The organism is Halorhabdus sp. BNX81 (genome assembly GCF_029229925.1).
Taxonomy (GTDB): domain Archaea; phylum Halobacteriota; class Halobacteria; order Halobacteriales; family Haloarculaceae; genus Halorhabdus.
Window position 1 is genome coordinate 144,087 of the sequence record NZ_CP107254.1, and the last position, 13,772, is coordinate 157,858.

Genomic DNA, 13,772 nt, shown 5'->3' on the forward strand with positions numbered 1-13,772 from the left:
CATCGGCTGCATGCACAGAACGGATTGCTGGTGTGGTTGCGCGAACGAGCCTAACGACCCGAGTGACTATTCGGTACCCGATTCGAACGGATTCACGGCAGTATCGAGTCGCGTCAGCTCCTCGACCGCGTCGAAATCGTCGTCGAAGGAATACAGGTACTCGCTTCCTTCGCGCTCGAGATACGCGACGATCGTCGCATCAACGAAGGAGAGTGCGTCGTACCGGCGGAACAGCGCCTGGGCAGCGTTGAAATCGGCTCTCGGAGCGTGGACGACCTCGAAGTGGCTCCCTTCGAGGAGGCGATCGAGCAGCGCGTTCGCGGCCTCGGGGCCGAGTTTCTCGCGCGTGAGGTTTAGCGTCTCCGCGAGGACGTAGTTCGAGACGACGGCCTCCGGGAGGTCGCCGTGGTCGATCCCGCGAACGATTTCCCGTGCGCGGTCGTGATAGCGGTCACGGGCGCTCGCAGCAGCGAACAGAACGTTCGTATCGAGGACGATGCGTGCCATCACTCGGCTCCGAACTCCGATTCGAGTGCCACAGCGTCGGTCTCGCCGGCGTCGACCGGCTCGAAATCGTCGAAGACACCCTCTCGCTGGTGGAGCACTTCGACGGAGAGGTCCCCGTCGTCGTCGACCGTCCACCGGAGCTTGTCCCCCGCCTCGATATCGAGGCGTCGCCGAAGCGCCGCCGGGATGGTGACCATCCCGCGGTCGCTGACTTTGGTTTCTTCGGGTCCTGACTCGGTTGCCATACGTGAGTATACTGTCTCCTGTCCTATACATGTTTCTTCACATGTGGTCCGTCGACGGTCGGCCCATCGGGGCGAGGGGGTCACCGACGCGGCCATCGAGAGCGACAACGCTATCGTGTGGGAGCAAGCGAAGAACCGCCTGCATGCCCAGAAGAGGGGGCTGGTGTGGCTGGCCGATCGGTCGTCGTAAGCATACGCTGTCGAAGACAGCGTTTCGCTGCTGGCGAAGCCGAAGGCTGAGCCAGCAGGTGTTTTTGGCCCAGCTTTTTGCGAGGAGGGTTCGCGAGCGAACCCTCCGAAGTAAAAAGGTGGATCCGCGGCTTTTTTCTGGTGGCCCACGTCGGGTGACACAATGAGCTATCTAGAGATCACCCAGGAGGAGCCAGCCGAGGCGACCGACGGCGTCTGGCTGACCTGCATCGAGTGTGGCGAGCACTTCCCGCCCTTTGCGGGGATTCGCTACACGTGCGACGAGTGTGAGGGGCTGCTCGAGGTCCGGTACGCTGACCTGCCGACGTTCGCGGACTTCGGCGACGACGAGTCGGCGTTTCACGGCGGCGTCTGGCGCTACAGCGACGCCCTTCCCTTCGACGAAGGCGTCTCCCTCCCGGAGGGCGACACGCCACTCCACAATGTCCCGCGACTCGAAGACGAGATCGGCGTCGAACGCCTGCGAGTCAAACACGAGGGGATGAACCCGACGGGCAGCTTCAAGGACCGCGGGATGACCGTGGGCGTCCGGGTGGCCCAGGCGGTCGGCGTCGACCGGCTCGCGTGTGCGTCGACGGGCAACACCTCCGCGGCGCTGTCGGCCTACGGCTCACGGGCGGGCCTGGAAGTGCTCGTACTCTTGCCGGCGGGGAAGGTCGCCGCCGGGAAGATTGCCCAGGCGAGCCTACATGGCGCGCGGATTCTGGAGGTCGACGGGAATTTCGATCGGTGTCTGGATATCGTCAAGGACCTGGCCGACCGTGGCGAGGCCTACCTGCTCAACTCGCTGAATCCCTTCCGGCTGGAGGGTCAGAAGACCATCGGCTTGGAGATCATGGAGCAGTTCATGGCCGAGGAGGGCGACTTCCCTGACCGGATCGTGCTGCCGGTCGGCAACGCCGGCAACACCGCCGCGCTGTACAAGGCCTTCCGGGAACTCGAAGCGACCGGGGCAATCGACGAGGACCAGATCCCGAAGATCACTGGTGTTCAGGCCGAGGGCTCAGCCCCGATGGTCGAGGCCATCGAGGAGGGCTGGGATCACATCGAGCGCTGGGACGACGTCGAGACGAAGGCGACGGCGATCCGGATCGGCAATCCGGTCAACGCACCCAAGGCACTACCCGGCGTTCGCGAGACCGGCGGGACGGCAGTCGCGGTCAGCGACGCGGAGATCACCGACGCCCAGCGATCGCTCGCCGAGGAAGGCGTCGGCGTCGAACCCGCCTCCGCCGCTTCGATCGCGGGACTACGGAAACTCCGTGAGGAGGGCGTCGTCGACACTGACGAGCAGGTGGTCTGTCTGACGACCGGGCATCTCCTGAAGGATCCCGACGCGGCCGCCGAAGCCGGGACCGACCCCGAACCGGTCCCCGCCGACACCGACGACGTGCTCGATCATCTGCGGTCCTGAGCCGGTCCGGGGACGCGATTGAATCGCGCGCACGTCATGCACGGAGCGGACGCGCGTCTGCCGGCGTTTTTTGACGGGTGACGTCCATTGTGTGTTGCTATGTCAGCTGATCACGATTCGTCGCCGACAGATTGCAATCAGCCGCAGTCGCCGGAACCACGTCTCGACGGGCAACTGCGGGTGGCGTGTGGGGTGAGCCGGGGAGACGGTGTACCCCAGCGCTCAGTTTCCGAAGCAGTCAGGATAGCGAGGACCGACCGCGGCGGGCCGCCGATCGAGGATCCATCCCCGGCCCACCGGGCTGTCGCCGCCAGAGATCGGCTCTGGAACTCTTACCGTGGTGAGGCCAAAGATGGGTGTTTCGTGTGGACCGCGCCAACTGGTGATCCGGGCTGTGGGAGGGACTGACGACGAAGAAGTGGCCGTTCGAGTCCTTACTCGCGGGCGTTTTGCCCGTTGAGCTCGACGACGGTGGTCTCGAGGATGCGGTCGTCGTCGTTGAGCGCAGCCAGGACGTCCCCGCCCGGTTCGTCGTCGAGATTGTACACCGACAGCGCCTCGCCGCCGATGGCTTCCCGGGCGTTGAACATCCCGGCGATGTTGACGTCGTACTCGCCGAGCACGCTCCCGATGAACCCGATAACGCCCGGTTCGTCGGCGTTGCGGACGATCAGCATGTGCCCGTGCGGGATCGCCTCGACCCAGTAGCGGTCGATGCTGACGATACGGGGTTCGCCGTCGGCGAACTGCGTTCCTTCGACACTGAGTTCGTCCCCGCCACCGCTGACGGTGACGGTTACCAGGTTCTGGAAGTCGGACGCCTCCCGAATCGTCGAGACATCGACGTCGATGTCGTGCTCCGCAGCGACGTGCCGCGCGTTGACCTGGTTTGCGTCCCAGCCCAGCGGGTCGAAGACGCCGGTGAGTCCGGCGGCCGTGATCGGCTCGATCGTCTCGGTGACGATGTCGCCCGCATACTCGATCGAGACGGCGTCGAGGTCGCCGTCGAACAACTGGATCGCGATCCGGGCGACTGTCTCCGTCAGGTCGGCGTAGGGCTTGACGACCGGGTAGGCGTCCGGTGGGATCGACGGCACGTTGACGGCGTTCGTGACCGGCTGCCCGTCGAACGCGGCGAGTACCTGGTTCACGACGCTCGTCGACGCCGAGTCACCGTTCGGTCCCGTGTGACGGGCGAGTTCGGGGGTGATGATGATGTCCTCGACGTCCCGAAGCGGGCTGTCCGCCGGCAGGGGGGCAACTGAGACAGCGTCGACGGCTGCTCCCTGGAGAGCACCGTCCCCGACGGCGTTCGCGAGTGCCGTCTCGTCGACGACATCGCCGTCCGTTCCGTTGACGAGGTAGCCATCGCCGAGCGTGTCGAGTTCGCTTTCGCCGAGCTGGAGTTGTGCACCCGCGGTGTGTATCGAGAGGAAGTCCGCGCGGTCGAGACAGGCCTCCAGTTCGACGCGTTCCGCACCGATCTGTGCGGCCCGCTCACCGTCCCCATCGGGGGCGTAGACGACGACGTCGAGTCCGAGGTTGTCCAGCCGCTTGGCCACCTCCTGGCCGACGCTGTCGAAGCCGACGAGTCCGGCGGTCTTGCCGTCGAGTTCCGAGCCGATGATATCGCCTTTGGCCCACTCGCCGTCTTTCAATCGAACGTGGCCCTGGGGAATCCCTCGGGCGGTGGCGAACAGCAGTCCGATGATGTACTCGGCGACGGCCTGGACGTCGGTCTCCGGCCCGTTGGCGACGATCACGCCGTGCTCGGTCGCCGTGGTCACGTCGATCCCGTCGACGTCGATGCCGGTTCGCCCGACGATCTGTAAGTCCGTTGCCCGCTCGAACACTGTGGCGGGGACCGGCGTGTCCTCGTCGACGATCAACGCCGCCGCGCCCTCGGCAGCGGCAGCCAACTCCTCGGCTCCGTCGACCGCGACGGTCCGGATGTCGTGGCCTGCGTCGCGAAGTGCCGCCAGTCCCGCGTCCTCGACGGAACTCGTTGCTACGATCTCCATATTGGGGGTGACACCGCCGGTCGGCATAACGCTTGTTTTCTCTTGGTGAACCGGGAAGTCACCACACGAGCAACTGGCGGTCCGGATCGGCTGTGGTTCCGGTGACTCGACCGCTGCCCGGACCCATGGCTACGATATCTCCGAGAATCCTCCCAGTGAGCCCTACCGCCACGCGGACAGCGACGCGCTCTCCTCGAGTGTCATCGAGAGATACGCGTCGTCGCGACTGATGTCGGCGATGACGAAGACGGCCTGCTCGTCACCCTCGACGGCTGCCATGACTTCACCGTCCACTGCGACGTCTGCCGCGAGCGCGTCGGGCTCTTGCGACATACTATGTTAGTTGGTAACACCCATACATAAACGTGCCGAAAACCCACAGCGGATCGGGGGATTCGTCCGACGTGCGTCTGACGAGGCGACCGACAGCTCGACCGTCGCGGACAGTTCGGATGTGTAAGGACTTAGTAGGAGGGACGAAGAGTATTCTCCAGTATGAACGTCGCTGACGTCATGACGCCGCGAGCGGACGTCGTCACGGCCGAGTTGCCCGGCACCCGGGACGACGTCCTGGAGTACCTCCAGGAACGGCAGTTCTCGTCCGTTCCGGTGATCAAACGAACCGACGCGGGCGAGGAGTGTCGCGGGCTCGTCACGCGAGAGGCGCTCATCGAGCATCCTGACGAAGACCAACTTGCGATGCTCGTCGATGACGTTCCGACGACGGCCGCCGACACGGACCTGGCGAGCGTCGCGCGGACGATGGTCGAGACCGGCGAGCGCCGGATCCCGGTCGTTGACGGCCAACTCGAAGGCATCGTCACGATCACCGATATCGTTCGCGCGATCGCCGAGGGCGGCGTCGACGACGGCGATCAGCCGGTCGGCGACCTCGCCCGGCGGGACGTCAACTGCGTCTACGCCGGCGCGCCGCTCGGCGTCGCCGAGCGCGAACTCTCCCACGCCGATGTCCCCTACGGGGTCGTTCTCGACGACGACGCCGAGGTGGCCGGCATCCTGACCGAGGTCGACGTCATCGCGGTCGCCGAGGTCGTCGAGGGCGAGGCCGAGACCGGCGAGTCCATCGCCAACCAGGACGACGAGTGGATGTGGGAGGGGATCAAGGCTGTCGGGAACAGCTACATGCCAACCCGGAACGTCGAGTTCCCCGACGAGCCGGTCAGCGAGTACATGACGGCGGATCTGGTGACCGTTGGAAGCCGCCGGACCGCAAAGGAGGCGGCCCAGCTGTTGATCCGTCACGACATCGAGCAGATCCCGCTGGTATCGGGTGACGACCTCGCGGGCATCGTCCGCGACATCGACGTAATCAAGGCGCTACGATGAGCGGAGTCACGGCGGACAGCCTGGTAGAACTCGCAAAGCGCCGTGGCTTTTTCCTCCAGTCCGCGGGGGCCTACGGCGGCGTCTCCGGCTTCTACACCTTCGGCCCGCAGGGGGCCGCGATGAAGCGCAACGTCGAGGAGACCTGGCGCGAGCGCTTCGCCATCCGGGAGGGCCACATGGAGGTCGACGCCCCGACGGTCCTACCCGAGCCGGTTTTCGAGGCGTCGGGCCACCTCGATGGCTTCGATGACATGCTGGTCGAATGCCCCGAATGTGGGCAGTCCCACCGCGCCGACCACATCGTCGAGGACGACCCGGACACCGGCATCGAGGAGGCCGAATCGCTGGCCCCCGATCGTGTCGAGGAGGTCATCGCCGAGTACGAACTCGTCTGTCCGACCTGCGGGGCGGGTCTGGCCGGCCAGACAATCGAGCAGTTCAACCTCATGTTCGAGACGAATATCGGGCCGGGTAGCTCCTCGCCCGGGTATCTCCGGCCGGAAACCGCCCAGGGCATCTTCATCGAGTTCCCCCAACTCGCCGAGTACGCCCGCAACCAGCTTCCCTTCGGCGTGACCCAGATCGGCCGGGCCTACCGCAACGAGATCAGTCCCCGGAAGTCCCTGCTGCGGGTCCGGGAGTTCACCCAGGCCGAACTGGAGCTGTTCATCGATCCCGCGGCAGATGAGCCGGATCTCTCCGCGGTGGCCGACGTGACTGCGCGGTTCTACTCCGCCGAGGCCCAGGACGGGGACGGCGAACCCGTCGAGATGCCGGTGGGCGAGGCGTTCGACGAGGGCGTCGTCGCCGACCCCTGGATCGCCTACTATCTGGGTGTGGCCGCCGAGTGGTATTCGGCCATCGGCGTCGACATGGACCGCTTTCGCTTCCGCCAGCATCGGCCGGGCGAGCTCGCTCACTATTCCGAGGACTGCTGGGACGCCGAAGGCGAAGTCAGCGATCCGGGCGCGGATCCCGACTGGATCGAACTCGGTGGGTTCGCCTATCGATCGGACTACGACCTCTCGAAACACGACACTCACTCCGAGGCGGACTTCACGGTCTTCAAGCAGTACGACGAGCCGGTGACCGTCGAGAAACCCACGGTCGATCCGGAGATGGGCTATCTCGGCCCCGAGTTCGGCGGGGCGGCGGGCGACGTTGCCGATGCGCTCGAAGCACTGGCCGAGGACGATCCCGACGCCTTCGCGGGCGAGGACGTCACGGTCGAGGTCGACGGCGAGACGTACACCGTTCCGGTCGAGCAGACCGGCTTTGCGATCGAGGAACTCACCGAGTCGGGCGAGCACATCATGCCCCACGTCGTCGAGCCCTCGCTGGGGATCGACCGGGCGCTGTATACGGCACTGGATCATTCCTACCGCGAGGACGAAGTCGACGGCGAGGAGCGGACGTATCTCGAATTGCCGCCCGCGGTCGCCCCGACCACCGTCGGCGTCTTTCCGCTGATGGACAAGGATGGCCTCGGCGAGCGTGCCCGCGAGATCGCCGACGAGTTGCGGGCGGCCGGCCTGTCGGTGGCCTACGACGACTCGGGGGCCATCGGCCGTCGCTATCGCCGCCAGGACGAGGTCGGGACACCCTATTGCGTGACCGTCGACTACGACACGCTCGAAGACGCCAGTGTGACGATCCGTGATCGGGACAGCACCGAACAGACCCGCGTCGCCGCCGACGATCTCGCTTCGACTGTTGCGGGACTCGTCTCCGGGGACGCTTCCTTCCGGAACCTCTAAACCCGTGTTTCCGTCCGTTCTCGATCGCATCGACGACGAAGTAACGCGCCGGCTTGTCCATGCGAGCACGAGCGTTGCCCCCCTGTCGTACGTCTTCATCGCGGAGATGACCTGGTGGCACGTCCAGGTGTTTCTATCGCTGGCGCTGGTCGGCGCGTTCGGCCTCGAAATCGTCCGGCTGTACGTCGGCCTGGAGTGGTGGATCTTCGACCGACTCACCCGTGAATACGAACAGGAGAACCTCGCGGCGTACTTCCTGGGCGGGGTCGGATTGACGCTGGTGGCGTTCTTGTTCCCACCGGCGGGGGCCGACCCGGTGATTGCCAGCCCGTTCGACCCATCGCCGGTGGCAGTCCCGGCGATGCTGATGTTGACGATCGGCGATCCCTTCAGCGGGTTGTTGGGCGCGGGCGAACTCCGGGCCGTCAAGCAGACGTGGGTTCTGCTCGCCACGTTCGGCCTCACGACGCTCATCGCGAGCGCGTTTGTCGGCCCGATTCCGGCGATCCTGGGCGGGGCGGCAGCGACCGCGGCGGACGGAGCCAAGCCCGTGATCCGGGGGTACGTCGTCGACGACAACCTCACGATCGCGCCGTCGGCCGCCGTCGCGATGTTCCTCACCATCGAGTACCTGCCGGCGCTGGGGCTGTGACCACCACTGCGGTGTCAGGAGGCGGCCGCTTTACTTTCACCGCGCTACGAGAACCCTTAACCGCGAACGACACGAATCAGCGGACAGATGGCGGCTACTGACGCGTCCGAGGAATCTATCGATCGCCCGCTCGTCGAGCCCGGCGTCTTGGAGAACCGGGGTTACCAGACCCAGCTGGCCGACGCTGCCGCGGCCGATCACACGCTGGTCTGTCTCCCGACCGGCCTCGGCAAGACCACCGTCAGCCTGCTGGTGACGGCCGAGCGGCTCCACGCGGTCGGCGGGAAATCGCTGTTGCTCGCGCCGACCAAACCGCTGGTCCAGCAACACGCCGATTTCTACCGCGAAGCCCTCACGATCGACGACGAGGAAATCGTCGTCTTCACGGGTGAAGTCCGGCCCGACGACCGCGCCGCGCTGTGGGATGACGCGACTGTCGTAATCGCCACCCCGCAGGTCGTCGAGAACGACCTCCTCGGTTCGCGGATCGATCTCTCGCCGGTGACCCACTGTACGTTCGACGAGTGCCACCGTGCGAGCGGGGAGTACCCCTACACCTACATCGCCGAGCGCTACCACGAGGACAGCGACGACCCCCTTGTGACGGGCATGAGCGCCTCGCCCGGCGACGACGAGGAGGCGATCCTCGGGGTGTGTGACAACCTCGGCATCCGCGAGGTCGAGGTGATGACGAGCGAGGACGCCGACGTCGAGGCCTACACCCACAACACGAGCGTCAACTGGGAACGCGTCGAGTTGCCCGAGCCGGTCATCGAGATCCGCGACGCCCTCCAGGACGTCATCCACGACCGGATGACCCAACTCAAGGAACTCGGGGTCACGTCCTCGACACAGCCCGATGTCTCCGAGCGGGAGATCCGCAAGATCCAGGCCAAGCTCCGGGAATTGATGGACAACGACCAATCGGAGGGGTATCAGGGGATGAGCCTGCTGGCCGAGGTTCGAAAGCTTCGGACGGCCGTGACCTACGCCGAAACCCAGAGCGTCGAGAGCCTGCGCCGGTATCTCGAACGTCTCCGGGAGGCTGCCCGGTCGTCGGGCGCTTCGAAGGCAGATCAGCGCCTCGTCAGCGCGCCGAAGGTCCGCGAGGCACGCCGGAAGGCCGAGGACTTCGAGGACCTCCATCCGAAGTTCCGCCGGACGCGGATGCAGATCGCCGAGACGCTGGGCATCCACGACGGCGAGCGCGTGATCGTCTTCACCGAGTCCCGGGACACCGCCGAGACGCTGACGGACTTCCTGGGTGAGCACTTCACCGTCGAGAAGTTCGTCGGCCAGAGCGACACAGAGGGTAGCGACGGCATGACCCAGACCGAACAGCAGGAGACCTTAGAAGCCTTCCGGGCCGGCGAGTTCGAGGTGCTGGTCTCGACGAGCGTCGCTGAAGAGGGCCTGGACGTCCCGGAAGTCGATCTGGTTCTTTTCTACGAACCCGTCCCGACAGCGATCCGGTCGATCCAGCGCAAGGGCCGGACTGGCCGCCAGACAGAGGGGGCGGTCGTGGTCCTGATCGCCGAGGACACCCGCGACGAGGCCTACTTCTGGAAGGCCCGCCAGGACGAAAAGCGCATGGAGGACGAACTCCGGACGCTGAAGGACATGGCCGGCGACATCGAGAGCCACCTCCGCGAACAGATGGGACTGGACGGCTACGACGAGGCGTCCGCGGATTCGGATGACCCGGCCGCCGGGAGTAATGCGGTCGAGAATGACGCCGACAGCGACGGTACAACGGCTGTCGGCGGAGACGACGGTGACGACCAGCCGAACCAGGACACGGCAGACGACAGCGAGGACGACGGTCAGACCGGCCTGGACGCGTTCGCGCCGGGAGGCGATGACGCCACCCAGTCAACGACGGAGCAAACCGACCCCGAACCGGACGAGGAGGGGACGGTCGCGACGGCCGGCGGCGAGGAGGCAGTCGAGGTCGTCATCGACCAGCGCGAACTCGATGCCTCGATCGGGCGTGATCTCTCGCGTCGCGACGGCTTCGAGACTCGCCTGGAGACGCTCGAAGTCGGCGACTACGTCCTCTCGGATCGCGTCGTCGTCGAGCGCAAGACGATCTCGGACTTCCTCGATACGCTGACGGGCGGGGATCGATCGATGTTCGAGCAGGTCAAAGACGACGCTCGCTACTACGATCGCCCGGTCGTGATTCTGGAGGGTGACGGGCTTTACGAGGAGCGCAACGTCCATCCGAACGCGATTCGGGGTGCACTTGCCTCGCTGGCGGTCGATTTCGGCGCGAGCGTCCTCCGGACCGACGACGAGAGCGGGACAGCCGACCTCCTGGCGACGATTGCCACCCGCGAGCAGGAGACCGACGACAGGGAGATCAGCGTTCACGGCGAGAAGGGCTCGAAGACCCTCGGCGAACAGCAAGAGTACGTCGTCGCCTCGATCGCCGACGTGGGGCCGGTCATCGCGCGGGCGCTGCTCGAGCACTTCGGCAGCGTCGAGGCGGTGATGACCGCCGGCGAGGAGGACCTTCTCGACGTCGAGGGCGTCGGCGAGGTCACCGCCGAGCGGATTCGAGAAGTCGTCAGCAGTGAGTACGAGGCGACGTAGACGCTACGCTGGCGTCCGCTACGGGATGATCTCGGCGATGCGTTGTGGCTCACCCGACAGCGTCGGCTCGGGGTCGACCAGCTGGAGCACCTCGTGGTCGGTCACGTCGGGGTAGGATTTGCCGACCGCGTCCTCGATCATCTCCTTGTCGAGACGGAAGTCCGTCCCCTCGTAGACGACGTCGACGCCGGTTTCGTCGAAGGATAGGGCAGTCATACCCGGGAATTGCGCGCTGGCGGATATAAGTCTCTTGGAGCCGACCGCACGCTGCCATGCCGTCAGACGCCCGTCAGACGCGTGCTGGGGGTTTAAGACGGTAGATTCCACACGTACGAACGTGCTGCGATCGACGCCGCTCGAGGAGTTGGTGATCCCCGACGGGACGACCGTCGAGGAGCACGATCTGGTCACCGACGGCGACGTGATCGTCGGCGGCCAGAGTACGGTCGAGTTCGGCGTCCGGGGGAACAACGTCATCGCGGGCGAGCGGACGCGCTTCGGCGGCCACATCGAGGCCGAGGGCGACTGCCGGCTCGACATGTGGTGTGACGTGAGCGAGGACGTCCTCGTCGGCGAGGACGCCTATCTCGGCGAGCGCGTCCACATCGGCGGGGAACTGAAAGTTGCGGGCGATCTCGACATCGGCGACGACGTCGACATTGACGACGGCTTCGAGGCCAACGGCTGGATCGTCATCCGGAACCCGATGCCGACGATCGTCTTTCTGTTTGTGTACCTCTCGCACCTGCTGCGGATCGGCGAGGAAGACGCTGCCGAGGACGTCCTGGCGGCCGCTCTGGACGCTGATCAGGATGCCCAACCGCTACTCGTCCCCCGCGGGACCCACGTCAGCGACGACGCCTGGCGGGTCTCCGCGCCGGGGCGAATCGGCGATGACTGTCGACTCCACGGGAACCTTCGGGCCGAGTCACTCACCGTCGGCCGGGACACGATCGTCTTCGGGTCACTCCGGGCGAAAGACGACCTCACGGTCGGCCGAGCGACCGAGATCAAGGGCGACGTGACCACGCGGGGAGGCACTGTCTCGATCGGCCCCGGCGTCCACGTCTGGGGCGATATTGCCGCCGAGAACGTCAAACTCCACGAGAACGCGACCGTCGAGGGAACGATCCGGGTCGCCGACGAGATGGAGATGCACACCGACAGCGTCCTCGACGCCGCCGACGAGGCGGCCGAGGCGATGGCTGCGGTCGCTGCCGATCTCGACGAGACGGATTTCGTCGAGGACGGCGCTCCCGAACGGTCAGCTGACGACCCTGCCACAGATGACGCGGGAGCGACTTCGCCACCGGCGGACACGGATTCGGCGGCTGTCTCTCCCGAGTCACAGTCCGGCGAATAGCGGGCTGGCGGTGGCGTACTCAACGTTTGGCCCGTCGGTCTCGCTCCGTGGCACGTCCCACGAAAAGAACCGCCCCCTGGTCACCCCAGTCGCCCCGCTTTATTCCGTTTCGTACCGATCGAACAGGTTCGAGAGTTGCTTTGCGCGCATGCTGAGTGTCTTGGCGTTGACGTACATCTCGCCGAGTGCGAGGGTCTGCTCCTCGGCGACGGCGGCGACGCTTTCGGCCTCGTCCATGTTCTCGCGGCTGATCTCCGCAGCACTGTCAGCGATACTTGCGACCTCCTCGCTGGAGGCGGCCTGGTCGTCGGTCGCGTCGCTGATCTCTTTGATGCCGCTGGTCGTGTCCTGGACGTGATCCAGGACGGATTCTAAGGCTTCGAGTCCGTCGTCCATCGTCTCCTGGCCGTCGCTGACGGTTTCACGCATCGTCTCCATCTCCTCGACAGTCTGGGTCGTCTGCTCCTGGATGTCGGTGATCAGACTCTCGATCTCGCCGGTGGCGTCTTTGGTCTCCTCGGCGAGACTCTTGACCTCGTCGGCGACGACGGTAAAGCCGTTGTTGTTGCCGTTGCTCGCGTGGGCGGCCTCGATGGAGGCGTTCAGCGCGAGGATGTTGGTCTGCTCGGCGATGTCGTCGATGAGGTCGACGATCTGGCCGACTTCGTCCATCCGGCTGTCGAGGGTTTCGACGGTCTCGACGACGTGTTCGGTCTGGTCGTCGACCTCGTTCATGGCGTCGCTGACGTCGCGGGCAGCCTCGATCCCCTCGACTGTCCGGCGCTCGGTCCGGTCGGCCTTCTCGGCGACCTCGTCCGAGGAGGCGGCGACTTCCTCGATCGTCGCCGACATCTGGCCCATCTCCTCGGAGATCTGGGTCACCTGCTCGTGTTGCTCGTGGAAAGCGTCGGCGATGTCCTGGATGCTCTCGGCCATGTTCTCGCTGGCCTCGCGGACGGCTTCGGTTGCGGTCGAGACCTGTCCGCTCGACTCGGCGACGTCGTCGCTGAACTCGTCGGCCGCCCGGATCGTCCGTTCGAACGCGATTACCGTCTCGTTGAAGCGGTCTGCGAGTTCCAGGAGTGATTCGGACTCCGTATCGGCGGACAGCCGGACGGTCAGGTCGCCGTCACCGGCCGCCCCTGCTGTCTGTGCGTACTGGGTTACCGTGCTGTCGAACTCGCTGGCATCGTCGGCGATCCGCGTCCCGCCATCCGGTGTCAGCACTGTCCTGGACGGCGACAGCTGGTGATCGTTCCCGGCTCTGCGGGACTCGATCGTCTCGCGTGCGTCCGCGAGGTCCCGCTGGAGCGCCGACCGGTCGTCTTCCAGTGCCGACTGCGTAGCTTCCAGGTCCGCGATCCGATCTTCGAGGGCCGTCCGTGTCGCGTGAAGCGATTCCAGACGGTTCCGGATGGTGGCCATGGTGGCTGCGAGCGTTGCGACTGCGAGAACGAAACCGCCACCTGCCAGGAACGGATACGCTGCCGGCGGTGCCACGAACGGCAACGCGGCCTGTATCACGGCATGTATCAGTTGGAATGCAAGAGCGGCGCGCGTCTCTCGCGTGAGGGGGCGTGCCATGACCTAACGTAGATAGATGATCCTTATATATCCTTCTACCACGCACGGATCAGTGTGGAAAACTGAGGGACGAAACG

The 13,772-nt window shown here is 65.7% G+C and carries 12 protein-coding genes and 1 pseudogene; 7 read left to right on the forward strand and 6 right to left on the reverse strand.

The features are described from left to right. Positions 1 to 66: 66 nt before the first annotated feature. Together HBNXHr_RS00645 and HBNXHr_RS00650 are read right to left on the reverse strand one after the other, a co-directional pair. Positions 67 to 507 carry a PIN domain-containing protein gene (locus HBNXHr_RS00645; RefSeq protein WP_275882756.1) on the reverse strand — a complete coding sequence of 147 codons (441 nt, stop codon included), beginning with the start codon at positions 505 to 507 and terminating at the stop codon, positions 67 to 69. Next, the gene (locus HBNXHr_RS00650) at positions 507 to 752 is read right to left on the reverse strand and encodes an AbrB/MazE/SpoVT family DNA-binding domain-containing protein (RefSeq protein ID WP_015789244.1); all 246 of its coding nucleotides are present in this window, start codon (positions 750 to 752) and stop codon (positions 507 to 509) included. The genes HBNXHr_RS00645 and HBNXHr_RS00650 overlap by 1 nt, the downstream gene beginning before the upstream one ends. Positions 753 to 813: 61 nt before the next feature. On the opposite strand from HBNXHr_RS00650, the pseudogene HBNXHr_RS00655 reads away from it, so the two are divergent. Further along, positions 814 to 942: pseudogene (locus tag HBNXHr_RS00655) on the forward strand (ornithine carbamoyltransferase); the annotation flags it as partial. A gap of 162 nt (positions 943 to 1,104) precedes the next feature. Beyond that, on the forward strand, positions 1,105 to 2,376 hold the full coding sequence (gene thrC, locus HBNXHr_RS00660) for a threonine synthase (RefSeq protein ID WP_275882757.1): 1,272 nt from the start codon (positions 1,105 to 1,107) through the stop codon (positions 2,374 to 2,376). Positions 2,377 to 2,810: 434 nt separating this feature from the next. On the opposite strand, the gene HBNXHr_RS00665 is transcribed toward thrC, so the two are convergent. Together HBNXHr_RS00665 and HBNXHr_RS00670 are read right to left on the reverse strand one after the other, a co-directional pair. Beyond that, positions 2,811 to 4,397, reverse strand: coding sequence for an NAD(P)-dependent oxidoreductase (locus HBNXHr_RS00665; protein WP_275882758.1), 1,587 nt, complete (start codon positions 4,395 to 4,397; stop codon positions 2,811 to 2,813). Positions 4,398 to 4,559: 162 nt separating this feature from the next. After that, positions 4,560 to 4,730, reverse strand: a complete 171-nt coding sequence (locus tag HBNXHr_RS00670; protein WP_275738558.1) for a hypothetical protein — start codon at positions 4,728 to 4,730, stop codon at positions 4,560 to 4,562. A 162-nt stretch (positions 4,731 to 4,892) separates the two neighbouring features. Here HBNXHr_RS00670 and HBNXHr_RS00675 point away from each other — a divergent pair, with 162 nt between their 5' ends. The 4 genes from HBNXHr_RS00675 to HBNXHr_RS00690 all read left to right on the forward strand — a co-directional run bounded on the left by HBNXHr_RS00675 (position 4,893) and on the right by HBNXHr_RS00690 (position 10,748). Then, complete coding sequence (locus tag HBNXHr_RS00675; RefSeq protein ID WP_275738560.1) at positions 4,893 to 5,744, forward strand: CBS domain-containing protein; 852 nt, start codon at positions 4,893 to 4,895, stop codon at positions 5,742 to 5,744. Continuing rightward, a complete protein-coding gene (glyS, locus tag HBNXHr_RS00680) occupies positions 5,741 to 7,501 on the forward strand; it encodes a glycine--tRNA ligase (protein ID WP_275882759.1) in 1,761 nt (586 codons plus the stop codon). Before HBNXHr_RS00675 ends, glyS begins: the two co-directional genes overlap by 4 nt. 4 nt (positions 7,502 to 7,505) lie before the next feature. Continuing rightward, positions 7,506 to 8,153 carry a dolichol kinase gene (locus HBNXHr_RS00685; protein WP_275882760.1) on the forward strand — a complete coding sequence of 216 codons (648 nt, stop codon included), beginning with the start codon at positions 7,506 to 7,508 and terminating at the stop codon, positions 8,151 to 8,153. Positions 8,154 to 8,240: 87 nt separating this feature from the next. Continuing rightward, a complete protein-coding gene (locus HBNXHr_RS00690) occupies positions 8,241 to 10,748 on the forward strand; it encodes a DEAD/DEAH box helicase (RefSeq protein WP_275882761.1) in 2,508 nt (835 codons plus the stop codon). An 18-nt stretch (positions 10,749 to 10,766) separates the two neighbouring features. On the opposite strand, the gene HBNXHr_RS00695 is transcribed toward HBNXHr_RS00690, so the two are convergent. After that, on the reverse strand, positions 10,767 to 10,964 hold the full coding sequence (locus HBNXHr_RS00695) for a DUF5800 family protein (protein WP_275738570.1): 198 nt from the start codon (positions 10,962 to 10,964) through the stop codon (positions 10,767 to 10,769). A gap of 121 nt (positions 10,965 to 11,085) precedes the next feature. On the opposite strand from HBNXHr_RS00695, the gene HBNXHr_RS00700 reads away from it, so the two are divergent. Continuing rightward, positions 11,086 to 12,111 (forward strand): polymer-forming cytoskeletal protein, encoded by a 1,026-nt coding sequence (locus HBNXHr_RS00700; protein WP_275882762.1) that lies wholly within the window; start codon positions 11,086 to 11,088, stop codon positions 12,109 to 12,111. A 99-nt stretch (positions 12,112 to 12,210) separates the two neighbouring features. Here the strand turns inward: HBNXHr_RS00700 and HBNXHr_RS00705 are convergent, their stop codons facing one another. Then, positions 12,211 to 13,695, reverse strand: a complete 1,485-nt coding sequence (locus tag HBNXHr_RS00705; RefSeq protein ID WP_275882763.1) for a methyl-accepting chemotaxis protein — start codon at positions 13,693 to 13,695, stop codon at positions 12,211 to 12,213. Positions 13,696 to 13,772: the final 77 nt, after the last annotated feature.